The sequence below is a fragment of the Mycobacterium sp. IDR2000157661 genome, assembly GCF_022317005.1.
Taxonomy (GTDB): domain Bacteria; phylum Actinomycetota; class Actinomycetes; order Mycobacteriales; family Mycobacteriaceae; genus Mycobacterium.
The window spans coordinates 2,368,282-2,390,646 of sequence record NZ_CP081006.1; the positions used below are offsets into that span (position 1 = coordinate 2,368,282).

Annotated in this window: 23 protein-coding genes; 14 read left to right on the plus strand and 9 right to left on the minus strand. The window is 67.6% G+C overall.

Features of this window, described 5'->3' with window-relative positions; translation table 11 throughout:
* Positions 1-79 precede the first annotated feature (79 nt).
* Positions 80-613 carry a cytochrome P450 gene (locus K3G64_RS25690; protein WP_370647150.1) on the plus strand — a complete coding sequence of 178 codons (534 nt, stop codon included), beginning with the start codon at positions 80-82 and terminating at the stop codon, positions 611-613.
* Positions 610-1,455, plus strand: coding sequence for an SDR family NAD(P)-dependent oxidoreductase (locus K3G64_RS12655; RefSeq protein ID WP_238950219.1), 846 nt, complete (start codon positions 610-612; stop codon positions 1,453-1,455). The genes K3G64_RS25690 and K3G64_RS12655 overlap by 4 nt, the downstream gene beginning before the upstream one ends.
* On the opposite strand, the gene K3G64_RS12660 is transcribed toward K3G64_RS12655, so the two are convergent.
* Both K3G64_RS12660 and K3G64_RS12665 read right to left on the minus strand, forming a co-directional pair.
* Entirely contained in the window at positions 1,456-2,244 is a 789-nt protein-coding gene (locus K3G64_RS12660; protein ID WP_238950221.1) for an MBL fold metallo-hydrolase, read from the minus strand. It lies immediately after the preceding gene.
* Positions 2,245-2,327: 83 nt separating this feature from the next.
* Positions 2,328-2,822 (minus strand): DUF2834 domain-containing protein, encoded by a 495-nt coding sequence (locus K3G64_RS12665; RefSeq protein ID WP_238950222.1) that lies wholly within the window; start codon positions 2,820-2,822, stop codon positions 2,328-2,330.
* A 78-nt stretch (positions 2,823-2,900) separates the two neighbouring features.
* Between K3G64_RS12665 and K3G64_RS12670 the strand changes: the two genes are divergently transcribed.
* From K3G64_RS12670 to K3G64_RS12680, 3 genes are read left to right on the plus strand one after another with little or no spacing between them, the layout of a single operon-like run.
* Complete coding sequence (locus tag K3G64_RS12670; protein ID WP_238950224.1) at positions 2,901-3,494, plus strand: TetR/AcrR family transcriptional regulator; 594 nt, start codon at positions 2,901-2,903, stop codon at positions 3,492-3,494.
* Between the two features lie 51 nt (positions 3,495-3,545).
* Complete coding sequence (locus K3G64_RS12675) at positions 3,546-5,108, plus strand: phytoene desaturase family protein (RefSeq protein ID WP_238950226.1); 1,563 nt, start codon at positions 3,546-3,548, stop codon at positions 5,106-5,108.
* Between the two features lie 44 nt (positions 5,109-5,152).
* Positions 5,153-6,136, plus strand: a complete 984-nt coding sequence (locus K3G64_RS12680) for an NAD-dependent epimerase/dehydratase family protein (protein ID WP_238950227.1) — start codon at positions 5,153-5,155, stop codon at positions 6,134-6,136.
* Here the strand turns inward: K3G64_RS12680 and K3G64_RS12685 are convergent.
* Positions 6,133-6,480 carry a UBP-type zinc finger domain-containing protein gene (locus K3G64_RS12685; protein ID WP_238950228.1) on the minus strand — a complete coding sequence of 116 codons (348 nt, stop codon included), beginning with the start codon at positions 6,478-6,480 and terminating at the stop codon, positions 6,133-6,135. The genes K3G64_RS12680 and K3G64_RS12685 overlap by 4 nt on opposite strands.
* A 108-nt stretch (positions 6,481-6,588) precedes the next feature.
* Between K3G64_RS12685 and K3G64_RS12690 the strand changes: the two genes are divergently transcribed.
* From K3G64_RS12690 to K3G64_RS12715, 6 genes are all read left to right on the plus strand, one after another.
* On the plus strand, positions 6,589-7,032 hold the full coding sequence (locus tag K3G64_RS12690) for an SRPBCC family protein (protein WP_238950229.1): 444 nt from the start codon (positions 6,589-6,591) through the stop codon (positions 7,030-7,032).
* Between the two features lie 34 nt (positions 7,033-7,066).
* Positions 7,067-7,507 carry an SRPBCC family protein gene (locus K3G64_RS12695; protein WP_238950230.1) on the plus strand — a complete coding sequence of 147 codons (441 nt, stop codon included), beginning with the start codon at positions 7,067-7,069 and terminating at the stop codon, positions 7,505-7,507.
* Positions 7,508-7,527: 20 nt separating this feature from the next.
* Entirely contained in the window at positions 7,528-8,604 is a 1,077-nt protein-coding gene (locus K3G64_RS12700) for a CaiB/BaiF CoA transferase family protein (protein ID WP_238950231.1), read from the plus strand.
* A 55-nt stretch (positions 8,605-8,659) separates the two neighbouring features.
* The gene (locus tag K3G64_RS12705) at positions 8,660-9,103 is read left to right on the plus strand and encodes an SRPBCC family protein (RefSeq protein WP_238950232.1); all 444 of its coding nucleotides are present in this window, start codon (positions 8,660-8,662) and stop codon (positions 9,101-9,103) included.
* 332 nt (positions 9,104-9,435) lie between these two features.
* Entirely contained in the window at positions 9,436-10,359 is a 924-nt protein-coding gene (locus K3G64_RS12710; RefSeq protein ID WP_305071287.1) for an ABC transporter ATP-binding protein, read from the plus strand.
* A gap of 8 nt (positions 10,360-10,367) precedes the next feature.
* Positions 10,368-11,984 (plus strand): polyketide antibiotic transporter, encoded by a 1,617-nt coding sequence (locus tag K3G64_RS12715; protein ID WP_238950233.1) that lies wholly within the window; start codon positions 10,368-10,370, stop codon positions 11,982-11,984.
* 8 nt (positions 11,985-11,992) lie between these two features.
* Here the strand turns inward: K3G64_RS12715 and K3G64_RS12720 are convergent, their stop codons facing one another.
* The 3 genes from K3G64_RS12720 to K3G64_RS12730 are packed head-to-tail and all read right to left on the minus strand — an operon-like array spanning position 11,993 to position 14,345.
* Positions 11,993-12,739 carry an ABC transporter permease gene (locus tag K3G64_RS12720; RefSeq protein WP_238950625.1) on the minus strand — a complete coding sequence of 249 codons (747 nt, stop codon included), beginning with the start codon at positions 12,737-12,739 and terminating at the stop codon, positions 11,993-11,995.
* Positions 12,739-13,446 (minus strand): fluoroquinolone export ABC transporter permease subunit, encoded by a 708-nt coding sequence (locus K3G64_RS12725; RefSeq protein WP_238950234.1) that lies wholly within the window; start codon positions 13,444-13,446, stop codon positions 12,739-12,741. The genes K3G64_RS12720 and K3G64_RS12725 overlap by 1 nt, the downstream gene beginning before the upstream one ends.
* Positions 13,443-14,345: an ABC transporter ATP-binding protein gene (locus K3G64_RS12730; protein WP_238950626.1), complete on the minus strand. Its 903-nt coding sequence runs from the start codon at positions 14,343-14,345 to the stop codon at positions 13,443-13,445. The genes K3G64_RS12725 and K3G64_RS12730 overlap by 4 nt, the downstream gene beginning before the upstream one ends.
* A 144-nt stretch (positions 14,346-14,489) precedes the next feature.
* Here K3G64_RS12730 and K3G64_RS12735 point away from each other — a divergent pair, with 144 nt between their 5' ends.
* Positions 14,490-14,948 (plus strand): GbsR/MarR family transcriptional regulator, encoded by a 459-nt coding sequence (locus tag K3G64_RS12735; protein ID WP_238950235.1) that lies wholly within the window; start codon positions 14,490-14,492, stop codon positions 14,946-14,948.
* Here K3G64_RS12735 and K3G64_RS12740 read toward each other — a convergent pair.
* Entirely contained in the window at positions 14,945-16,126 is a 1,182-nt protein-coding gene (locus K3G64_RS12740; RefSeq protein ID WP_238950236.1) for a pyridoxal phosphate-dependent aminotransferase, read from the minus strand. The two genes, K3G64_RS12735 and K3G64_RS12740, sit on opposite strands and share 4 nt — an antisense overlap.
* A gap of 25 nt (positions 16,127-16,151) precedes the next feature.
* Entirely contained in the window at positions 16,152-17,630 is a 1,479-nt protein-coding gene (locus K3G64_RS12745; RefSeq protein WP_238950237.1) for an FGGY-family carbohydrate kinase, read from the minus strand.
* A 107-nt stretch (positions 17,631-17,737) separates the two neighbouring features.
* Here K3G64_RS12745 and K3G64_RS12750 point away from each other — a divergent pair, with 107 nt between their 5' ends.
* Positions 17,738-18,949: an acetyl-CoA C-acetyltransferase gene (locus tag K3G64_RS12750; RefSeq protein ID WP_238950238.1), complete on the plus strand. Its 1,212-nt coding sequence runs from the start codon at positions 17,738-17,740 to the stop codon at positions 18,947-18,949.
* Between the two features lie 9 nt (positions 18,950-18,958).
* Positions 18,959-21,106, plus strand: coding sequence for a 3-hydroxyacyl-CoA dehydrogenase NAD-binding domain-containing protein (locus K3G64_RS12755; protein WP_238950239.1), 2,148 nt, complete (start codon positions 18,959-18,961; stop codon positions 21,104-21,106).
* On the opposite strand, the gene K3G64_RS12760 is transcribed toward K3G64_RS12755, so the two are convergent.
* Positions 21,107-22,342: an FAD-dependent monooxygenase gene (locus K3G64_RS12760; RefSeq protein WP_238950627.1), complete on the minus strand. Its 1,236-nt coding sequence runs from the start codon at positions 22,340-22,342 to the stop codon at positions 21,107-21,109.
* Between the last annotated feature and the right edge of the window lie 23 nt (positions 22,343-22,365).

Consider the following 22,365-nt stretch of genomic DNA (forward strand, 5'->3'; position numbering starts at 1 on the left):
GATGCTTGTCATCTTCGGTACACCAACGTACCGTAAGCCGGTACGTTGAGGTACCAGGGTGGTCCGGGAAGGTGACGGCATGGCCGAAGCGACGACCGACCCCGTGCGGTTACCGCCGGGGCCACGGCTACCCAAGGCCGCGGTAGGGCTGGCGTTCCTGACAGCACGGCACCGCACCCTGGTCGCCATCGGCCGCCGATACGGCGCCGCGTTCACCGTCGACCTGCCGATGCTCGGCCGCTCCCTGATCGTCAGCGACCGCGTCCTCGTCAAGGACCTGTTCACCACCAACAGTGATCTCGTCGTCGAGCCCGGCGCTTTCGACCCGGACCGCTTCATCGGCGCTGCCCCCGACACCCACGCCTGGATTCCCTACGGCGGTGGCATCCGACGGTGCATCGGCGCGGCCTTCGCGAACATGGAGATGACCGCGACATTGCGAACACTGTTGCGGGGATTCGAGTTCGGGGCGACATCAGCCCCGGGCGAGCGCCGTCGTTCGCGCGGAGTGGCCACCGCGCCGGCCCGCGGCGGCCGCGCCGTGGTCTACCGGCGCGCCACAACCAGCACCGATGCCGACGCACACCACCTCACCCTCAAGGAGCCGGTATGAGCAAGCAGCGCAGAACGATCAGCGGCCGCACCGCGGTCATCACCGGTGCCGCCTCCGGGATCGGGCGCGCCTTGGCGCAACGACTTTCGGCACACAGTTGTCCGGTTGCCATCGCCGACGTCGACGAGCAGGGCCTGAAGGAGACGGAGGCCAGCCTGCGTGGTCCAGCCCTGCTGCGGGTGCTCGACGTGCGCGACGCCGACGCCCAGCGCGACTTCGCCGCCGAGGTGCGCGACTGGGCACCGCAAATCATCGGCGCGGTGTTCAACAACGCCGGTGTCGCGGTGGCCTCCAGCGTCCTCGACGCCGTACCCGAAGACGACCAGTGGCTGTGGGACATCAACTTCGGCGGCGTCGTCAACGGTACGCGCGCCTTCCTGCCGATCCTCGTCGAGCAGGACGAGGGCGTCATCGTCAACACCTCGAGTGTGTTCGGTCTACTCGGCATGCCTACCCAATCTGCGTACTGCTCGGCCAAATTCGCAGTGCGCGGCTTCACCGATTCGTTGCGTCAGGAATTGCGCGGCACCGGGGTAGCGGCGGTCAACGTGCACCCCGGTGGCATCAACACCAACATCGTGCGCAACGCCAGGTACCGCCACGATCCAGAGGGCCGCGGCCGCACCCAGGAGCAGATGGCTCAGGAGTTCGCGGCCATCACGATGACCCAGCCGGAGAAGGCCGCGGCGATCATCCACCGCAGGGTGGAGGCGGGTAAGGCCCGCGTTCTGATCGGGCCGGACGCCTACCTGTTCGACGCGCTGGGACGGATCGCACCGACTCGCTACTACGACGTGCTGGGTGGTCTGCAGTCGTTCCTGCGCAAGCGCGCAGCCAAGTAGTCAGGCGGTCTGCCGTGCGTACTCGAGCAGACCGGGATCGTGCGCGCACAGCAACAAGAGATCCGGTTCGGCGCGCCGGTACAGCTCGGTGAGTCGCGCGTGGTTGTCGCGTACCTGCTTGCGGTCGAACGCGGCCACCTTCTCGAAGGCGCCGAGAGGCCGCGCAATCCGCCCGGCACCGCCGATCGTGCTCGGGTGATAGAACGCGTCGCCACAGTGCAGCAGCCAGCGATGCCCTGCGTCGACGGCGACGCAGGCGTGGCCGCGCGTGTGGCCGGGCAGCGACACCAGCACGATTCCCGGTGAGACGTCGGTGAGCTCCCTGGCGGCGGCGAACCCGCGCCAGCGCTCGCCCTCGGGGGTGTGCTCGACGATCTTCGGTCCGTGCTCCCACTGGGCCGGCCGGAACCGGAACTTCTCGCCGCGCGTCGGCGCTCGCATAGCACCCAGCACTTCGGCTGCGGTGCAGTGAATCTCGGCGTCGGGAAAGTCCGACAACCCGCCGATGTGGTCGACGTCGAAGTGCGTGACCACGATGTGGCGGACGTCCTCGGCTCGGAAGCCCAGCCGTTGGACATGCCGGATGGCGGTCTCCTCGCGGTCGAAGCGAGGCCGGAAGAAGTGCCGTGTGGGGCCGGCCCGCCGTGCGGGATCATCGCAGTCCGCCAGGCCGTATCCACTGTCAACCAGCACCAGCCCGTTCTCGGTCTCGACCAGCAGCACATGGCACACCAGAGGCTGGATGCTGAACGGGTGCATCGAGCCGCAGTTGAGATGGTGCACCATCATGAGGCGGTCCCGGCGAGCCGGTCCGTGCAGCAACCGCCGGTCGTGTTTCCCCCCACACGCCTACAGTACGGCCGTATCGCCTTTCAGGCGGGCGACTTGACCTGAATCAAATCCTGCTCGTGGCGATGTTGACGCTCGATGGTGGCCAGGTAGAACGCCCAGGCGAACGCCGAACTGGCGAACAGGATGAAACCCAGGTACAACCATGCGTGCCTGATGCCGCGCCTGCGGCCGTCGACCAGCAGCCACGCCGGGAACAGCAGAAGGCTCATGATCGTGTAGTCCTGGCTGGCCGAACTTGCCGCCGGGTTGTCGTAGCCGAGCACGATGAACTCGGTCCAACTGCCCGGGCCCCAGACGAAGTTGTGCAATCCTCCTGCCGGTGCGTATTCCGCGACGAACTGATTGTTGAAGTAGTAGCCCAGCACCACCGACGCGACGCCGGCCACGTAATAGAACAGCTCGAGCCCGGTGACGCGCCTGCCCGACGGATAGCGGGCGAAGACCGCCGGATTCGTCCTGACGATGACGGCCAGCGTGGCGAACCCGAGCAAGAGGTGAACGATCAGCGAGACCATAGCCGGAGTCTGACCATCGCCCGAAGTTTTGTCAATATTGACATAACCGGAGCGATGGGCCTGCGGTACTTTCGGCTCATGCCCCGGCCCGCCCACACCGCGCGCAGCGAGCGCACACGACAAGCGCTGCGACAGGCCGCAGTCGTCCGGTTCCTTGCCCAGGGCGTCGACGACACGTCGGCCGAACAGATCGCCGCCGACGCCGGAGTCTCACTGCGGACCTTCTACCGCCACTTCGAGTCCAAGCATGACCTGCTGTTCGCCGACTACGCAGGCCTGCGGTGGTTCAAGGCCGCCCTGGCGGCCAGCGACCCCGACCAGCCGATCGTCGAGTCGGTGCACGCGGCGATCATGGCGCGACCCTACGACGACTGGGCCGTCACGCAGACCGCCGCCCTGCGTGCCCAGGAGATGGAACCGGGCCGCATCGTGCGCCACATGCGGCAGGTGGAGGCCGAACTCGCCGAGGCGATCGAGGAGCACCTGACCGGCGGCAGCCCGCCGGCACCGGGCAGCGACGAACGCATGCGGGTGGCCGTGACGGCGCGGTGCATCGCGGCTGCGGTCTTCGGGGCGATGGAGGTGTGGATGTTGGGGGAGGAGCGCTCCCTGCCCGAACTGTCGCGGCTGACCCGGGAGGCGCTCGACACGTTGGCCCGTGGCATCGGGTAGCGCGGTTTTGTCAATATTGACAAAACGTGGGCCCCGTGCCAGCCTCGGCCCATGGCGGACTTCGACGCGATAGTGATCGGTGCCGGGCACAACGGTTTGACCGCGGCGACCTTGTTGCAGAAGGCCGGGGTGCGCACGCTGTGCCTGGATGCCAAGCTCTACGCGGGCGGGATGGCCTCCACCGTCGAACTGTTCGACGGCTTCCGCTTCGAGATCGCCGGCTCAGTGCAGATTCCCACATCGGCCGCGGTTAGCCGGGAGCTCGGTCTCGACCAGCTGCCCAACGTCGAGCTCGACGTGATGTCGGTGTCGCTGCGCGGCGTCGGCGACGAGCCGCTGATCTACTACACCGACCCGATGAAGCTGCTGACTCACCTCAACGAGGTGCACGGCGCCGAGGCCGTCAACGGGATGGCCGGCCTGATGGCCTGGTGTCAGGCGCCTACACGGGCACTCGGCCGATTCGATGCCGGACAGCCACCGAAAACACTCGATGAGATGTACGCGTGTGCGACAAACGAGTTCGAACGATCGACGATCACCGACCTGCTCTTCGGCTCCGTCACCGACGTGCTGGACCGCTACCTGCCGGACAAGGAGAAGAACGGTGCGCTGCGGGGGATGTTGTCACTGCTGGCGTGCAACACCACTTACCGCGGCCCCGCCACACCGGGGACCGCCGCGGCGCTGGCCTACGGCTTCGCCGTTCCGGACGAGAACGCATTGCTGGTCAAGAAGTTACGTGGTGGAATCGGGGCGTTGACGTCGCACCTGTGCGATGTGTTCGCCGCCGCCGGTGGTGAACTACGACTGCGCAGCAAGGTCACCGAAATCACGGTCACCGAGGGCCGGGTAAGCGGCATCCGTTTCGAGGACGGCACGGCGATCGCCGCCCCCGTCGTGGTTTCCGGCATCGCGCCGGACCTGACGGTCAACGGACTCGTCGATTCCGCGGCCCTTCCGCCGGACGTGCGTGAGCGGTTCGCCCGCGTGGATCACCGCGGCAGCTACCTGCAGATGCATTTCGCACTGGACGGAATCCCTCAGTTCGCCGCCCCCTACGAGGTGCTCAACGCTCCCGCGATGCAGTCCAACATCGGAATCTTCAGCACCCCCGAGGAATTGCAGCAACAGTGGGAGGACTGCCGGCGCGGCATCGTGCCCGCGGACCCGGCGATCGCACTGCAGATCCCGTCGGTCAACGACCCGGGCCTGGCCCCGCCGGGCAAGCACGCGGCGTCGGCGTTCTCGTTGTGGTTCCCGATCGAGGAGGCGCAGAAGAGCTACGGCGAGATGAAGGTGGAGATGGGCCGCCGGGTCATCGAGAAGATCACCCGACTGGCGCCGAACTTCGAGAGCCTCATCGTGCGTCACACCACCTTCACCCCCAAGCACATGGGCACGATGTTCGGGGCGCCCGGCGGCGACTACTGCCACGGGCTGATCCACCCCGACCAGATCGGACCCAACCGGCCGGGGCCCAAAGGTTATGTCGGTCAACCGATTCCGCTCGACGGTCTGTACCTGGGCAGCGCGGGGTGTCACGGCGGACCCGGCATCACCTTCGTGCCCGGCTACAACGCCGCCAAGCAAGCGCTCGCCGACCTGTCCTGACCGTTCCGGTTTCGGGGTGGACCGCGCAGGGAATGCCGTCGGCTATGGGACTCACGGTGGCCGTGACCGGGCCCACGGGCGAGATCGGCATGTCGGCAGTGCAAGCGCTCGAGGGCCTCGACGAGGTGGACGAGATAGTCGGGATGGCGCGTCGGCCGTTCGACGCTGCGGCGCAGGGCTGGTCGAAGACCCGCTATCAGCAGGGTGACATTCTCGACCGCGATGCGGTCGACGCCCTGGTCGCCGACGCCGACGTGGTCATCCACCTGGCGTTCATCATCATGGGTTCGCGCGAGGAGAGCGCGCGGGTCAATCTGGCGGGCACCCGCAACGTCTTCGAGGCGACCGTGGCAGCGGCGCGCCCACACCGGCTGGTGTACACCTCCTCGGTGGCGGCCTACGGGTACCACTCCGACAATCCCGTGCCGATCACCGAGACGGTGCCGCCGCGAGGCTCACCAGAGCACTACTACTCCGAGCAGAAGGCCGAATGCGAAGCCGCCCTGGCCGAGATCACCGGCGGGACGCCGCTGCAGGTGTACGTGCTGCGGCCCTGCATCGTCGCCGGCCCGAAGGCGCCGGCGCTGGCCGACGCCATGCCCTGGAACCAGTTGCCCGGCCCGGTCCGGCGGATCACCCAGATGCTGCCGCTGCTCAAGCCGCCGTTTCCCGACCCCGGAACGCCGCTGCAACTGGTCCATCACGACGACGTCGCCACCGCGATCGCGCTGGCCGCCACCACGTCCGCACCGTCGGGCGCCTACAACATCGCCGGCGACGGGGTGGTGTCGATGTCCGAGTTGGCCAGGGCGCTGGGGGCGCGTCCGGTACCGGTGCCAAGGGCCGCCGCGACCGTGGCCTCGGATGTCATCGCCCGCCTACCGTTCGTGCCTTCGGTGCTCGAGTGGCTGCACGTCGGGCGCACCTCGGTGGTCATGGACACCACCAAGGCGATGGCCGAGTTGGGATGGAAGCCGAAATATACGGCCGCCGAGACGCTTTCGGCGTTGGCCTCGTCGCGGTCCTAGTCGCCGCGCCGGCGCAACCGCGCCATCCAGTCCTTCGGAACCCGGCCGCGCGGACCTGGCGCCGTCTCGTCGGGCGGACGGCTCTCGGGCGGGGCCAGTGGTGGGCCGTCGTCGTAGGAGTTGGTGTCGTAGTTCCAGAACCAGTCCTCGTCCGGCTCGAACGACCGGATGACCGGGTGTCCGGTGGCGCGCCAGTGGGCCGACGCGTGGCGGGCCAGCGAGTCGTCACAGCATCCGATGTGTCCGCAAGCCGCACACCGGCGCAGGTGCACCCACCACCCGCCGTGCGCCTCACACTCGGCGCACCCGGTGCCGCTCGGTGGGACCGACGCATCGACGTCCATAGCCGACGACACTACCGATGATCGCGGTGCGCGCGCTCGGGATCCGTTCGCGCGCGCAAAGCTCCCAAAGCTCCATGCCGTCAACCGTAATCGGGCTAGGGTCAGGCCATGGCTACCAGCGATTCCCGCGAGGTCGTGATCGAGGCGAGCCCCGAGGAGGTTCTCGACGTCATCGCCGACGTCGAGTCCGCGCCGGAATGGTCGTCCCAGCATCAGGGCGCAGAGGTGCTCGACAGGGACGCCGAGGGCAGGCCGGGCCGGGTGCGGCTGAAGCTCAAGACCATGGGTATCTCCGACGAACAAGTGGTGCAGTACACCTGGACCGACAACACCGCCAGTTGGAAGCTGCTGGAGTCGAGCCAACTCAAGACCCAGGACGCCTCCTACACGCTGACACCCGACGGCGACAAGACGAAGGTGCGCTTCGAGATCACCGTCGATCCGTCGGTTCCGATCCCCGGCTTCGTGCTCAAGCGTGCGATGAAGGGTGGACTGGAGGCCGCCACCGACGGGCTGCGCAAGCAGGTCCTCAAGGTCAAGAAGGGCAAATAGTTTCGACGAGGGCTCGGCTGGCAATCAGTTCGGCATGGCTGTCACCGAGACCCGTGAAGTCGTCATCGAGGCGACGCCCGACGAGATCATGGAAGTGCTCTTCGACCTGGAGTCGCTGACCGAGTGGTCGTCGACACACCAAAAGGTAGAGGTTCTCGAACGCGACGAGCAGGGGCGCCCGACCAAGTCCCGTCAGGTCGTCAAGATCGTCGGGGTGACCGATGAACAGGTACTCAACTACACCGTGCACGAGGACGGCGTCGGCTGGACGCTGGAGAGCGCCAAACAGCAACGCGCACAGGAGGGCCGCTACACGCTCACTCCCGACGGCGACGGCACCAGGGTCCGATTCGAACTCACCGTCGACCCGCTGGTCCCGTTGCCGGGTTTCTTGATCAAGAAGGGCGCCAAGGGCCTGATGGAGACCGCGACCGACGGACTGCGCAAGCGGGTGCTGAAGGTCAAGAAGGGCTGAGCGCCGTTAGTCTGCCAGTCATGGGCGGACCACTGGCGGGTGTGCGGGTCGTCGAACTCGGCGGTATCGGTCCCGGACCGCACGCGGCGATGGTGCTGGCCGATCTCGGGGCGGACGTGGTGCGCGTGCGCAGGCCAGGCGGACTGCAGATGCCGGCCGAGAACATCGACCTGATGCACCGCGGCAAGCGCATCGTCGACCTCGACGTGAAGAAGGACCCGCAGGCGCTGCTTGATCTCGTCGCGAAGGCCGACGTGCTGATCGACGCGTTCCGGCCCGGCACCTGCGAGCGTCTGGGCATCGGACCGGACGACTGTGCGGCTCGCAACCCGCGGTTGATCTTCGCCAGGATCACCGGGTGGGGGCAGCACGGCCCGCTGGCGCAGACCGCCGGCCACGACATCAACTACCTGTCGCAGACCGGCGCGCTGTCGGCGATCGGCTACCGGGACCGGCCGCCCGTCGCACCGTTGAACCTGGTGGCCGATTTCGGCGGTGGGTCGATGTTCGTGCTGCTCGGCATCGTCGCCGCGCTGTATGAGCGGGAGCGCTCGGGCATGGGGCAGGTGATCGACGCGGCCATGGTCGACGGCGTCTCGGTGCTCGCTCAGATGGCATGGACCATGAAGGCCACCGGCACGCTGCGCGACGAGCGGGAGTCGTTCCTGCTCGACGGCGGCGCGCCGTTCTATCGCACCTATGAGACGGCCGACGGCAGGTACATGGCCGTCGGCGCGATCGAACCGCAGTTCTTCGCCCAGTTGCTGGCCGGTCTCGGGCTGACCACCGACGATGTGCCGAGCCAGATGGACAAGGCCGCGTTTCCCGAAATGCACCGGCTGTTCGCGCAGTGCTTTGCGAACAAGACCCGCGACGAGTGGGAGACGGTCTTCGCCGGCACCGACGCCTGTGTCACACCGGTTCTCACGTGGACCGAGGCCGCGCAGAACGAGCATTTGCGGGCGCGGTCAACTCTGCTGCGCGCCAACGGCGTCGATCAGGCCGCCCCCGCGCCGCGCTTCTCGCGTACACCCGCCGATTCGGTGGATCCACCGCCGCAGATCGTCACGCCGATCGCCGATATTGACTGGGATTGATAATTAGCTGCCAGAGACGGTGCGGCGGGCCTCCGGCTTAGCTACCATTTACTTCATGGCCGTGCGGGCATCGAGGGAAGTGGTTTTCGACGCACCGAAGGACGCGATCATGGCCGCCCTCGCCGACATCGAGGCCGTGCCGTCGTGGTCATCGCTGCACAAGACCGCTGAGGTTCTCGACCGGTATCCCGATGGGCGCCCCCACCACGTCAAGGCCACGTACAAGATCATGGGCATCACCGACCAGGAAGTCCTCGAGTACCACTGGGGCGACAACTGGATGGTGTGGGACGCCGAGGCGACGTTGCAGCAACGCGGGCAGCATGGCGAGTACAACCTCACGCCCGTCGGTGAGGACCGCACCCGGGTGCGCTTCGACATCATCCTCGATCTGGCGGCCCCGATCCCGGACTTCATCATGCGCCGGGCCAAGAAGATGGTGCTCGACACCGCGACCGAGAGCCTGCGCAGGCAGGTCATGGCGGTCGGAACGACCTAGGAGCACCGACGACGACGGCCGGCCGGCCATGTGCGCATCGCCTCAGAGTACTGGGCCGACTCGACGAAGTGGTTCCCGAATACCGTTGTGTACGAGGCTGGTTGGTTTGGCATGCCGAGCAGGTCGGTGATCGCCACGGCGACCGAAGGACAGGGGCAGGGTGCTCGGCCGCCGTCCCCTCGACCGGCCGAAGTAGTCCCCATTGGCCGCCGGCCGGACCGCCTTCGGGGGTGTCCCTCTGGTGCGGGCGACCGCGGAAGAGTACATTCTGTCCGCAGGTGAGCCGGGAAGTCTGGTCGGCGGTCAGTAACCCGACTCGTGAAAGGCTCACCGTGCACGTTGATTCGAACGCGCCTGCGCGCGCTGCTGTGGACAATCCCATCCAGGTCGATGGGCTCACCAAACGCTTCGGTTCCGTCGTTGCCGTCGACGACCTGCATCTCACCGTCTCCGCGGGCGAGGTTTTCGGCTTTCTCGGCCCCAACGGCGCGGGAAAGTCGACGACGATCCGGTTGCTCCTCGGGCTGATCCGGCCGACTGCCGGGCGGGCGGCCGTCTTCGGCTGTGACGCAGGCGATGTGCGACGCGCACATCGCATGTTGGCCTATGTGCCCGCCGACGTGGCACTGTGGCCGAACCTGACCGGCGCCGAGACACTCGAACTGCTGGGAAATATCGGGCCCGGCGTCGACGTCGGCTACCGCACGGAACTGGTGGACCGGTTCGCCCTGGACCTCGACCGCCCCGGCAAGACCTATTCGACGGGCAACAGACAGAAGGTTGCACTGGTGGCCGCGTTCTCGACCCGTGCGCCACTGCTGGTTCTCGACGAACCGACCAGTGGCCTGGACCCTTTGATGGAGCGGGAGTTTCGCCGCTGTGTCGGCGAGGCACGCGATCGCGGCCAGACCGTCTTCCTGAGTTCGCACCAGTTGGCCGAGGTCGAGGCCGTCTGTGACCGCGTCGCGATACTGCGGGCGGGACGGCTGGTGGAGATCGACACGATCGCCGACCTGCGCCGGTTGCGGCGCACCGTGGTGGAGGTGACCTACGACGGCGTCGAGCCTCCGCTCGACTCGGTGTCCGGCGTGTCGGACATGGTGCGGCTGCCGGGGGACCGGTTGCGCTTCAGCCTGTCCGGCACCCCGACGGAGGCACTGAGAGCCCTCGCCAGAACGGAGATCACCGCTTTGGGTATGCGGGAACCGACGTTGGAGGAGATCTTCCTCGACTACTACGGGGAGCCCGTGCGATGACCGCCGCCGTGACTGCTCCATCGGTGGTGGGTCCGCTGCCGACGGCCGCCGGCGTGGTCGGCCGGTTGATGGTCCGTCAGCTGCGCAGGGGCGCGCTCATCGTGACCGCGATCTGCGCGGGAATGTCGGCACTTGTTGCCGTGCAATATCAGTCGACCTTCTCCGGTGAGATGGGCCGGCGCGCCGTCGAGGCGCTGGCGAGCAACCCGGCGATCCGGGTGCTCTTCGGTCCGGCGGTAGCGCTGGACGATCCTGGCGGTTTCACCGTGTGGCGCACCGGAACACCGGTGATGATCCTGGCCGCGGTCTGGCTGATGCTGGCCGCGATCCGCGTGACCCGTGGGGAAGAGGACGCCGGTCGCTGGGACCTGTTGTTGGCCGGACGGTTACGGACGGTCGACGGGGTGGTGAGCTGCCTGGTCGCGGTCGCCGGTGCGGCCGTGGTGATCAGCGCCGCGGTCGGCGTCGCGATGGTCGCCGCGGGCACCGATCCCGCCGGGGCGCTCACCTACGCGCTGGGCGTCCTCGGCGTAACCGCCACGTTCGGCGCGGTGGGGCTGGCGGCGGCCCAGCTGATGCCGAACAGGTCGTCGGCGGTCGGAGCCTCGGTCGGCGTTCTCGGGATGACGGTCCTGCTGCGGATGGTGGCCGACGGCGTCGACGCGCTGGGTTTCGCGTCATGGTTGACGCCGTTCGGTCTGGTATCGCGGGCCGCGCCGTACGCGGACAACAGGATGCTGCCGTTGGCGGTGCTGGCGCTGTTCGCCGTCGTGGCAGGCGCAGTGGCGGTGATGGCGGCGCGCGGACGTGACGTCGGCGGCGGGTGGGTCGCGGTCCGCGTCCGTCGCGCACCACGGTTACACCTACTCGGGTCGGTCACCGGGTTTGCGGCCCGGCGCGCGGTGCGGCCGACGCTCGGCTGGCTGGTCGGTGTCGGCGCATATTTCCTCATCGTCGGCGCGATCATCGCCTCGGTCCTCGAATTCTTCGCCGAGAACCCGCGATTCGCCGAACTGGCCGCCGCAGCCGGTATGGGCGGGCTCGACGCCGCGGCCGGGTTCGCCGCGGCGCTGTTCAGCTTGTTGGTGATTCCGGCCGGCCTCTATGCGGCGACGCGCCTGTCGGCGTTCGCCGCCGACGAGCGCGAAGGGCGCTCGGCGATGATGCTGGCCGCGCCCGTGTCGCGGAACCGACTGCTGGGCGCTGAGGTCCTGGTGGCCGGTGCCGGAGTCCTGATCCTGCACGGCGTCGCCGCGGTCGCGATGTGGGTCGGGGCCGCTGCGACCAAGGCGCAATTGGGTTTCGGGGACGCCTTCGCCGGCGCCCTGAATACCGCTCCGGCGTCCTTGCTGGCCCTCGGTGCTGCGGCACTGGCGGTGGGGTGGGTGCCCGGTGCCGTGACCGCCGTCGGCGCGGTGCCGGTTGTCGGCGGCTTCCTGCTCAGCGTCGTCGCCGACAGCGCGGGCGCTCCCTCCTGGGTCTCGCAGGCGTCGCCGTTCGTCCACATCGCGGCGGTGCCCGCGGCAGCGCCGAACTGGCCGGCCATCGTGGTCTTCTTGGTCGTCACCGCGGTCCTGGCCGGCGTGGGCCTGCACGGGTACCGGCGGCGGGACACCGACGTGTGAAGGTGGGTTCAGCTGTTGCGGGACACGAAGCGGCGGAACAACGGCCACGCGACGGCCGTGTTGTAGGCGACGCCGGCCACCAGGTAGGGCCACCAGGTCCCGTCCGCGTTGGCGACCCAGAACGCCTTGGCCGCCCAGTACGGGGGTAGCACCCCGAAGGCTAGATTCCATGGAGAGCCGATGAACCAGGGCAGGCAGGGCAGGCCGGCGATGAGCATGCCCAAACCGCGCACTGCCGCCAGCCCCTGAATCTTGTTGCCCGCCATCGCGACGATCAACAGCAGGGTGACGATCGCCGACAACCCGGCCAGCACCCCGATGGGAAACAGCGCAGGCAGCAGACCGGGACGCAGTATCCCGCTGAACGACAGCGTGGCCACGACATAAGCCGTTGTCACCGTGATCACCGTGGCGGCTCGGTAGCCGAAGAACGACCCCATCGACACGGGTGTGACGCGTAGCGCCAGAAGTGTTCCCGCGTCGACCTCGTCGAGGATCAGGAATGCGGCCAGTGAGCCCGCGATGATGATGCTGGTGAGCAGCAGGAAGCCGGTCAGTATCAACGGGTAGTAGGGCGTCAGGTCGAAGCCGTAGCGGTCGTCGAGCATCGTCGTGATGCGGGGCGTCAGGACAGCGACCGCGGTCGTCCAGATGACCGGTGCGAACACCAGCATGACCAGCAGCGGGTCGCGGTAGGCGCCGCGCAGATCGTTGCGGCCGAACGCCTTCCAGGCTTTCGTGACGGTGGTGGCCATCATGCGCCCGCCTTCTGCACCACGTGGCGGTCGAACATCTCCCGCGCGACCCAGCCGAGTACCGCGAGGCAGGCCAGCGGGTAGACGATCGCGTAGCCGACCTGCCACGGCGCCAGGTCAACCTGGTCGAACGCCGCTCCGAGCAGCATCAGGGGTCCCTGCGTGGGCACCGCATAGAGCACCGGATGAGGCCACAGGCCTGAGTAGTGGAGGATCGGCAGGTTCATGATCGCGATCGGCACGGTGCCGAACAGGAACCAGTCGGTGGCCGACGCGAACGGCAACGACGTGATGAAGCCGGTCATCAGCATCAGCATCGTCCCCAGTACTACGCCGGCGAGCAACGGGAGCGGTCGGTAGGCCAGCCCGTGAGCGATCGACACCACGGTGACGGCGATCAACAGCGAAAGGGCGCTCAGCACCGCGACTTTGGCGGCCAGGTACTCACCGAATCGCAGTGGAGTGGAGATCACGGCGCTGAGCGTGCGTTCCTGCTTCTCGAAGAACACCGACCCGCCGATGAAGAAGAACCCGATGATGGCGATGTCGCCGAGGAGCACGTACGGTTCGGCCACCGCACGCAGGTTCGACGGCATCGGAAGCAGAACGGCCAACCAGATCAGCCCGGAGAACACCGCGGCATGCAGAAACCGCTGGCGGTTCTGCAGCACCAGTTCCAGACGAATAGCCGTTGCCAGGCGCATCATGCGAGCGACCTGCCGGTCACTTCGACGAACACGTCGTCGAGGGTCGCCTCCCGACTGTGGATCGTTTCGACGTGGTGGCCGCGCAACACCGAGTGGAAGGCCGGATCATCGGCCAAACCGTCCATGGCGAACTCCTCGGCGACCAGATGGCCGGCGTCACCGCGATATTCGACACGCACCTTCCGCTGGCTGCGCGCGATCCGCAACTCGGCAGGCGTGTCCAGAGCCACGATCGCGCCGTCCACGACGAACGCCACCCGGTCACACAACTCGTTCGCGGTGGCCATGTCGTGAGTGGTGAGGAAGACCGTTCGGCCCTGCGCCTTCATGTCGAGCACGATGTTCTTGACGTTGCGCGCATTGACGGGGTCGAGGCCGGAGGTGGGCTCGTCGAGGAACAGCAGTTCGGGGTTGTTGAGCAGCGACCGGGCGAACGTGAGCCGCATCTGCATGCCCTTGGAGAAGGTGCTGACGCGGGCGTCGGCGTCGCCGTGCAGACCGACCATCTCGAGCAGGTCGAGCGGGTCCCGGATGGGGCCCTCGTAGAGCGAGCCGAAAAACCTCAGGTTCTCGGCTGCGGTGAGTTTGCCGTAGTGGTTCGGCAGTTCGAACGACACCCCGATGCGTTCGTAGTAGTCCCGACCCCAGGCGGCGGGTTCACGGCCCCATACCGAGACTTGGCCGCGGTGCCCCCGTAGGAGGCCGATCAACAGCTTCTGGGTCGTCGACTTGCCGGCGCCGCTGGGTCCGAGAAAGCCGAAGATCTCCCCGCGACGGACCTCGAAGTCCATCTGACGAACCGCCGGGGCGTCGGCGCCCGGATAGGCGAACGACAGGTCCCGGACCTCGATGACGACGTCGGTCTGACCTGGTGGTGAGGACTTGCCACCGTGATTCATCGTGGTGCTCACGCCTTTCGGATACGACGGGCCGGACACCGTCCGACCCACATGCGGGTATTTCGTTCCGACCAGACTTCCCGGAGCACCTGAACGCACTATACTGAAGTTTCAGAAATTTGTGAACACTGTATGGAGACGGTCATGACGGAGGGGCCCGACTCGGCAGACCCGGCCGAAGCGCTCGCGCTGGTGTTGACCAGCCATGGGCTGCAGCGAATGACGTCGCGGGTGCTGGCCGCACTGCTGTTCACCGACCGGCCGACGATGACGGCCGGCGAGCTGGCGGACCGGTTGGGTGCCAGCGCGGGCGCGATATCCGGGGCGGTCAAGATGCTCATCTCGGTGGGCCTGGTCGAGCGCGTGCCCGCGCCGGGAAGCCGCCGCGACCACTACCGCCTGCGCGATGACGCGTGGGCGGTGCTGTACACGACGCAGAACACCATCCTCGCGGCGATTCAGCAGGCGGCCGCCGACGGCATCTCTGCCACGTCGTCGAACAGCGCCGCGCACCAACGTCTTACCGAGATGCGTGACTTCTACTCATTCCTGCTGGCCGAGCTGCCCGCGGTCATCGACCGGTGGAAGAAGTCGCGGCGCTAGCGCCGGCGTAGCACCTGCAGTCGGCGGATCGCCTCCTCGAGGGTGTCGTCGCGCTTGCAGAACGCGAAGCGCACCAGATGGTTCCACGCTCCGGCGTGTTCGGCGGCGGGGTCGCAGAACGCCGTCAGCGGGATGGCGGCGACGCCGGCCGTGTGCGGGAGTTCGGCGCAGAACGCGGCGCTGTCGGTGAACCCGAGCGGGCGGGGGTCGGCGCACAGGAAGTAGGTGCCGTGGCTGTCGTGCACCTCGAACCCCACGTCGGTCAGTGCGGCGCCGAGCCGGTCGCGCTTGTGCTGCAGCGAATCCCGCAGCGCCGCCACCCAGTCCTGCTCGTTGTCCAGCGCATGTGCGACCGCGGGCTGGAACGGCGCCCCGCCGACGTAGGTCAGATACTGCTTGGCGGCGCGCACACCGGCGATCAGATCGGCTGCCCCGCAACACCATCCGATCTTCCAGCCGGTGACGTTGAACATCTTGGCCGCGCTAGAGATCGTGATCGTGCGATCGGCCATGCCGGGATAGTCGGCAAGCGGCCGATGAGCGTGGCCGGGAGGGTCCGAGTAGACCAGGTGCTCGTAGACCTCGTCGGTGATCACCAGCAGGTCCTTGTCGACGGCCAACTCGGCCAGCCCGCGCAGTTCGGCGTGACCGGCGACCATGCCGGTCGGGTTGTGCGGAGAGTTGAGGATCAGCGCCCTGGTCTTGGAAGTCACCGCGGCGCGCAGGCCGTCGACGTCGATGCGGAATCCGCGCCCGTCGGCGACCATCGGCACCGCCCGCCGCTCACAGCCGGCCATCGCGAGGACGGGGGAGTAGGAATCGTAGAACGGCTCGATCAGCAGCACTTCCGAACCCGGCTCGACCAGGCCGAGTACCGCCGACGCGATCGCCTCGGTGGCGCCGACGGTCACCAGCACTTCGGTGTCGGGGTCGTACTCGGTGCCGTACGCCCGCTTGCGCTGCGCCGCGATGGCCCGCCGCAACGGAGCGATGCCCAGACCCGGCGGGTACTGATTGTCGCCCGCGGCGATCGCGTTCTCGGCGATTCTGAGCATGGCCGGCGGGCCGCCCTCGTCGGGGAAGCCCTGGCCGAGGTTGACCGCGCCGATGCGCGCGGCGAGCGCGGACGTCTCGGCGAAGATCGTCACCGCATAGGGCTGCAGCCGCCGCACCGTCATGGGTGTCGAGCCTAGGCGGTGGCGCTCACTCGGCGACGATGGCCGCCAACCGGTGCATCTGTGTCACGGTGGCCGGATAGAGCTCGCGCCATGTCCGGTAAAGGCCGTCGTACAACGCGGCGCGGCCCGGATCCGGCTCGATTCTGCGGGCGATGCGGGTCCAATCGCTGTCCTGTGGCACCAGTCCGGCGCCGATCGCGGCCAGCAGGGCGCCACCGAAGCCGGCACCGATCGTCTGCTCGGGGATCGACTGCGCGCGGCCGGTGATGTCGCTGACCGCCTGCGCCCAGATGGGACTGCTCAGTCCGCCGCCGACGGCCACCAGTCGGCCACCGGGCGCCGCGTCGTCGAATCGCGTGAGAATGTCGCGTACACCGAAGGCGATGCCTTCGTAGGCTGCGCGGAGCAGATGTCCCCGTCCGTGGCGCAGCGTCAACCCGGCAAGCAATCCGCGCGCGTTCGGGTCGAAGAGGGGGGTTCGCTCGCCACTGAAGTAGGGGAGCATCAGGAGGCCCTCGCAGCCAGGCGGTACCACCAGCGCTTCGGCGGTCAGTTCGTCCAACGATGCGTTCCCGGTCGTGGCCTGCAACCAGGTGATCATGCTGCCCGCGGTGGCGGTGCCCGCGGCCAGCGCGTAGCTGTTGTGCTCCACCGCCGCGGTCGTCCACAACGCCGGGTCGCAGTGGTAGTCAGCGGTGATCTGCACCATGAACATCGTCGACCCGTACATGAGCATGAGATCGCCTGGCCGGCGGACCCCGACCGAGAAGGCCTCGGCGTAGGCGTCGACCGTGCCCGCCACTATCGGGGTCCCCGCCGGGATGGCGGATGCAGTCGACGCCGAGGCGGTGACCGACCCCACCACAGCGTCCGGCCAGACCAGCCGGGGCAACGGCAGATGCCCGCAGATGCGTTGCGCCCAGTCGATGTTCCACTCGAACTTCGGGGTCGCGTAGAGCGGGTCGCACTGGCTCGCGGTGTGATGGTCCAGAACGTATTCGCCGGTGAGCTTGGCGACGATGTAGGAGTGGGCGCTGAACCACTTCTCGGCGTTGTCGAACACCTCCGGCTCGTGGTGGCGGACCCACTCCAGTTTGGGGCCGACGGCCTGGCTGGTCAGCAGGCTACCGCCGCGTTCCAGAATTGCATCTGAACCGAATTCAGCTGTGAGCGACTCGATCTCGACGATAGCGCGCGTGTCGATCCCGTACAGGATCGCGGGCCGGAGGGGACGCAGGTCGGCATCGCAGAGCACCAGGCAGGGTCCGAGCCCGCTGACGCAGACCGCTGCGAGCGAACCTTCGGCGGGCATGCGGGCGATGAGCGTCCGGCTGATGTCACAGACCTCGCGCCACCACACCTCTGCGTCGAACTCCGCCCACCCGGGTCGCGGTAGGTCCATCGAGTGCGGCACGGTCTCGGTGGCGAGCACGATGCCCGAGGTGTCGGTGAGAACGCCTTTGGTGCTTCCGGTGCCGATGTCGAGCCCAAGGACGACGTCCACGCGGCCACGGTAGCGGTACGGAGGCCTGGTGAAGACGAACAAGTGGCCCTCGGCGCAAGCGGGACTGCCCAACCAACAGGTTGGTTTGGGCTGTTAGGCTGCCCCACATGTCTGAAGAAGCCTTCATCTACGAGGCCATCCGCACCCCCCGCGGCAAGAACAAGAACGGCGCGCTCAACGAGATCAAGCCGATCAACCTGGTGACGGGCCTGGTCGACGAGATCCGCCGACGCCACCCGGACCTCGACGAGACGCTGATCAGCGACGTCATCCTCGGTGTCGTCTCGCCGGTCGGCGACCAGGGCGGTGACATCGCCCGCACCGCGGTGCTTGCCGCGGGCCTGCCCGACACCACCGGCGGCGTACAGCTCAACCGCTTTTGCGCATCGGGCCTGGAGGCCGTCAACACCGCCGCGCAGAAGGTGCGTTCGGGCTGGGACGACCTGGTGCTGGCAGGCGGCGTCGAGTCGATGAGCCGCGTGCCGATGGGCTCCGACGGCGGCGCCTGGGCGACCGACCCCGAGACCAACTACGTCGTCGGCTTCGTCCCCCAGGGCATCGGCGCGGACCTGATCGCCACCATCGAGGGCTTCTCGCGCGAGGACGTCGACCGCTACGCGTTGCGCAGCCAGGAGCACGCTGCCGCGGCGTGGTCGGGCGGCTACTTCGCCAAGTCGGTGGTACCGGTGCGCGACCAGAACGGCCTGGTGGTCCTCGATCACGACGAGCACATGCGTCCCGACACCACGCTCGAGGGCCTGGCCAAGCTGAAGACCGCGTTCGACGGCATCGGCGCCATGGGCGGATTCGACGACGTGGCGCTGCAGAAGTACCACTGGGTCGAGAAGATCAACCACGTCCACACCGGCGGCAACAGCTCGGGCATCGTCGACGGCGCCGCGCTGGTGCTCGTCGGCTCAGAGAGCGCAGGAAAGGCTCAGAATCTGACCCCACGGGCACGCATCGTCGCCACCGCGACCAGCGGCAGCGATCCGGTGATCATGCTCACCGGCCCGACGCCTGCCACCCGCAAGGTGCTCGATCGCGCCGGGTTGACGGTCGACGACATCGACCTGTTCGAGCTCAACGAGGCGTTCGCATCGGTGGTGCTGAAGTTCCAGAAGGACCTGAACATCCCCGACGAGAAGCTCAACGTCAACGGCGGCGCCATCGCGATGGGCCATCCGCTGGGCGCCACCGGCGCCATGATCACAGGCACCATGGTCGACGAGCTCGAGCGTCGCAACGCCCGTCGCGCGCTCGTGACGCTGTGCGTCGGCGGCGGCATGGGCGTGGCCACCATCATCGAGCGAGTCTAAGGAAAGACGATGGCAGAGAACACTATTCAGTGGGACAAGGATGCCGACGGCATCGTCACCCTGACGTTGGACGACCCGACCGGCTCGGCCAACGTGATGAACGAGCATTACAAGGAGTCGATGCACAAGGCCGTCCAACGCCTTGTCGCGGAGAAGGATTCGATCACCGGCGTGGTGATCACCAGCGCCAAGAAGACGTTCTTCGCCGGCGGTGATCTCAAGGGCATGATGAACGTCGGCCCCGATAACGCCGGAGAGGCTTTCGACGAGGTGGAGGGCATCAAGGCTGACCTGCGCGCGCTCGAGACGCTGGGTAAGCCGGTCGTCGCGGCGATCAACGGCGCGGCGCTGGGCGGTGGCCTGGAGATCGCACTGGCGTGCCATCACCGCATCGCCGCGGACGTGAAGGGCTCGGTCATCGGCCTGCCCGAGGTGACGCTCGGCTTGCTGCCCGGCGGCGGCGGCGTCACCCGCACCGTGCGGATGTTCGGCATCCAGAAGGCGTTCATGGAGGTGCTGTCCCAGGGCACCCGGTTCAAGCCCGCGAAGGCGAAGGAGACGGGTCTGGTCGACGAACTCGTGTCGTCGGTCGACGAACTGGTCCCGGCCGCCAAGGCTTGGATAAAGGCCAATCCCGATGCCCACGTTCAGCCGTGGGATGCCAAGGGCTACAAGATGCCCGGCGGCACCCCGGCCTCGCCCGGCCTGGCGAGCATTCTGCCGTCGTTCCCGGCGCTGCTGAAGAAGCAGCTCAAGGGTGCGCCGATGCCGGCGCCGCGGGCGATCCTCGACGCGGCCGTCGAGGGGGCGCAGGTGGACTTCGACACCGCATCGCGCATCGAGAGCCGCTACTTCACCCAGTTGGTCACCGGTCAGACCGCCAAGAACATGATCCAGGCGTTCTTCCTGGATCTGCAGTACATCAACGGCGGCGGCTCACGGCCCGACGGCATCGAGCCGGTCAAGATCAACAAGATCGGAGTGCTGGGTGCGGGCATGATGGGGGCGGGCATCGCCTATGTGTCGGCCAAGGCGGGTTTTGAAGTGGTGCTCAAAGATGTGAGTGCGGAAGCCGCCGCCAAGGGCAAGGGCTACTCCGAGAAGCTGGAGGCCAAGGCCCTAGAGCGAGGCAAGACCACGCAGGAGCGCTCTGACGCGTTGCTGGCCCGCATCACCCCGACCGGTGACCCGGCCGATCTGAAGGGTGTCGACTTCGTCGTCGAGGCCGTGTTCGAGGACCAGGATCTCAAGCACAAGGTGTTCCAGGAGATCGAGGACATCGTCGAGCCCAACGCACTGCTCGGCTCGAACACCTCGACGCTGCCGATCACCGGTCTGGCGAGCGGGGTTAAGCGCCAGGAGGACTTCATCGGCATCCACTTCTTCTCGCCGGTCGACAAGATGCCGCTGGTCGAGATCATCAAGGGCGAGAAGACCTCTGACGAGGCGCTGGCCCGGGTGTTCGACTACACGCTGGCGATCGGCAAGACGCCGATCGTGGTCAACGACAGCCGCGGCTTCTTCACCAGCCGCGTGATCGGCACGTTCGTCAACGAGGCGCTGGCCATGCTCGGCGAGGGCGTCGAGCCGGCGTCGATCGAGGCCGCCGGTGCGCAGGCCGGCTACCCGGCCGCGCCGCTGCAGCTGTCCGACGAGCTCAACCTCGAGCTGATGCACAAGATCGCCGTCGCCACCCGCAAGGGCGTCGAGTCCACCGGCGGCACCTACGAGCCGCACCCGGCCGAGGCGGTCGTCGAGAAGATGATCGAGATCGGTCGACCGTCACGGCTGAAGGGCGCCGGTTTCTACGAGTACGTCGATGGCAAGCGCACCGGTCTGTGGCCGGGGCTGCGCGAGACGTTCAAGTCCGGCACCGCCGATGTTCCGTTGCAGGACATGATCGACCGGATGCTGTTCGCCGAGGCGCTCGAGACGCAGAAGTGCCTCGACGAGGGCGTGCTCACCTCGACCGCCGACGCCAACATCGGCTCGATCATGGGCATCGGCTTCCCGCCCTACACCGGTGGTTCGGCGCAGTTCATCGTCGGCTACCAGGGTGCAGGCGGTGTCGGCAAGGAGGCCTTCGTGGCACGCGCCAAGGAGCTGGCCGCCCGCTACGGCGAGCGGTTCAACCCGCCGGCCTCTCTGACCGGATAGTCACGACGCCGATTCCCCCGGAGCCGCAATGGTTTCGGGGGATTCAGCGTATTCGGGCAGTGGCATATTGTCGTAGAGTCGCACGCCCCTGCGGTTGAGGCGAGCGACCGCCTTGGTGACGCCCAGCGGAAGGATTGAGATCGCACGGGCAACGCCGACGAGCGCCCGAAGGCCGATGCGCGACCGCGGGACGATGGTCTTGGCGTTCACCCTGGCCAGCGACCGGCTGCCGAGCACCGACGGCATCATCGTGCGCTCGTAGGCGGGGAAGGCGACCGTGTGATCACCGCCCGCTGCGACGAGCTCGCACGCAAGCACGTAGGCGCCGTACACCGCGAGGCTGGTGCTGCCCCCGACCGCGGGACCCGGGCAGTAGCCCGCATCGCCCACCAGCGTGACGCATCCCCGCGACCACGTCGTCATCGTGAGCTGAGTGATCGCGTCGAAGTAGAACGCAGGCGTGCGCGGTACTTCCTCCAACCAGCGGTCCACCTCGGCGGCCATCCCGGTGAACGCCGCGCACAGCTGTGCCTGCTGGCGCTCGACGTCGCGATGGTCGTAGTCCAACGGCGCGTCGGGCCGGAACAGGAAGACCGCGCGCGCGTCGTCGAGATGGCGGGCGGTGTAGACCATCGCCATGCGGTCGGGTTCGAAGTAGCTGTTTCCTACGCCCTCGCGCGCGAACGACCTGGGCACCGACACCACCGAGAGGTAGCCGCCGAGGAAGTCCTCTGTCACCGCGTCGCCGAACACGAGCCTGCGCACGCCGGAATGCAACCCGTCGGCGCCCACGACGAGGTCGAATCTCCTTGCCGCACCCCGACGGAACGACACTTCGCCGTCGTCGGTGATCGCGGTGATCTCGTCGCCGAACACGTACTCGACATCGTCGCGGCCGGCGTCGAAATAGATTTCGCTGAGATCGTCGCGCATGATCTCGACATGTCGGTCGGACATCGCGGCGATGAGCTTGCGGTTGTCGATGTGCACCGGCCGCCGTCCCCACGGCCGGTGCACCGTCAGCAGGTCGATGCCGGTGGCATGCTGCTCGATGGCGGGCAGCACACCCATCCGTTCGGAGATCTCCATCGCCGGACGGAACAGATCCACGGCGTGGCCGCCGGTCTTGCGCAGCGCCGGGGCGCGTTCGACGACCGTGACGTCGAACCCGCCGCGGGTCAACCAGTAGGCCAGCACCGGGCCGGCGACGCTGGCGCCGGAGACGAGAACTCGCATGTCGATCCTCACTTACTTAACGA

Coding starts and splice junctions, on each gene's coding strand:
- K3G64_RS25690 (WP_370647150.1), top strand. CDS start 80: ATGGCCGAAGCGACGACCGACCCCGTGCGGTTACCGCCGGGGCCACGG.
- K3G64_RS12655 (WP_238950219.1), top strand. CDS start 610: ATGAGCAAGCAGCGCAGAACGATCAGCGGCCGCACCGCGGTCATCACC.
- K3G64_RS12660 (WP_238950221.1), bottom strand. CDS start 2,244: ATGATGGTGCACCATCTCAACTGCGGCTCGATGCACCCGTTCAGCATC.
- K3G64_RS12665 (WP_238950222.1), bottom strand. CDS start 2,822: ATGGTCTCGCTGATCGTTCACCTCTTGCTCGGGTTCGCCACGCTGGCC.
- K3G64_RS12670 (WP_238950224.1), top strand. CDS start 2,901: ATGCCCCGGCCCGCCCACACCGCGCGCAGCGAGCGCACACGACAAGCG.
- K3G64_RS12675 (WP_238950226.1), top strand. CDS start 3,546: ATGGCGGACTTCGACGCGATAGTGATCGGTGCCGGGCACAACGGTTTG.
- K3G64_RS12680 (WP_238950227.1), top strand. CDS start 5,153: ATGGGACTCACGGTGGCCGTGACCGGGCCCACGGGCGAGATCGGCATG.
- K3G64_RS12685 (WP_238950228.1), bottom strand. CDS start 6,480: ATGGACGTCGATGCGTCGGTCCCACCGAGCGGCACCGGGTGCGCCGAG.
- K3G64_RS12690 (WP_238950229.1), top strand. CDS start 6,589: ATGGCTACCAGCGATTCCCGCGAGGTCGTGATCGAGGCGAGCCCCGAG.
- K3G64_RS12695 (WP_238950230.1), top strand. CDS start 7,067: ATGGCTGTCACCGAGACCCGTGAAGTCGTCATCGAGGCGACGCCCGAC.
- K3G64_RS12700 (WP_238950231.1), top strand. CDS start 7,528: ATGGGCGGACCACTGGCGGGTGTGCGGGTCGTCGAACTCGGCGGTATC.
- K3G64_RS12705 (WP_238950232.1), top strand. CDS start 8,660: ATGGCCGTGCGGGCATCGAGGGAAGTGGTTTTCGACGCACCGAAGGAC.
- K3G64_RS12720 (WP_238950625.1), bottom strand. CDS start 12,739: ATGGCCACCACCGTCACGAAAGCCTGGAAGGCGTTCGGCCGCAACGAT.
- K3G64_RS12725 (WP_238950234.1), bottom strand. CDS start 13,446: ATGATGCGCCTGGCAACGGCTATTCGTCTGGAACTGGTGCTGCAGAAC.
- K3G64_RS12730 (WP_238950626.1), bottom strand. CDS start 14,345: ATGAATCACGGTGGCAAGTCCTCACCACCAGGTCAGACCGACGTCGTC.
- K3G64_RS12735 (WP_238950235.1), top strand. CDS start 14,490: ATGACGGAGGGGCCCGACTCGGCAGACCCGGCCGAAGCGCTCGCGCTG.
- K3G64_RS12740 (WP_238950236.1), bottom strand. CDS start 16,126: ATGACGGTGCGGCGGCTGCAGCCCTATGCGGTGACGATCTTCGCCGAG.
- K3G64_RS12750 (WP_238950238.1), top strand. CDS start 17,738: ATGTCTGAAGAAGCCTTCATCTACGAGGCCATCCGCACCCCCCGCGGC.
- K3G64_RS12755 (WP_238950239.1), top strand. CDS start 18,959: ATGGCAGAGAACACTATTCAGTGGGACAAGGATGCCGACGGCATCGTC.
- K3G64_RS12760 (WP_238950627.1), bottom strand. CDS start 22,342: ATGCGAGTTCTCGTCTCCGGCGCCAGCGTCGCCGGCCCGGTGCTGGCC.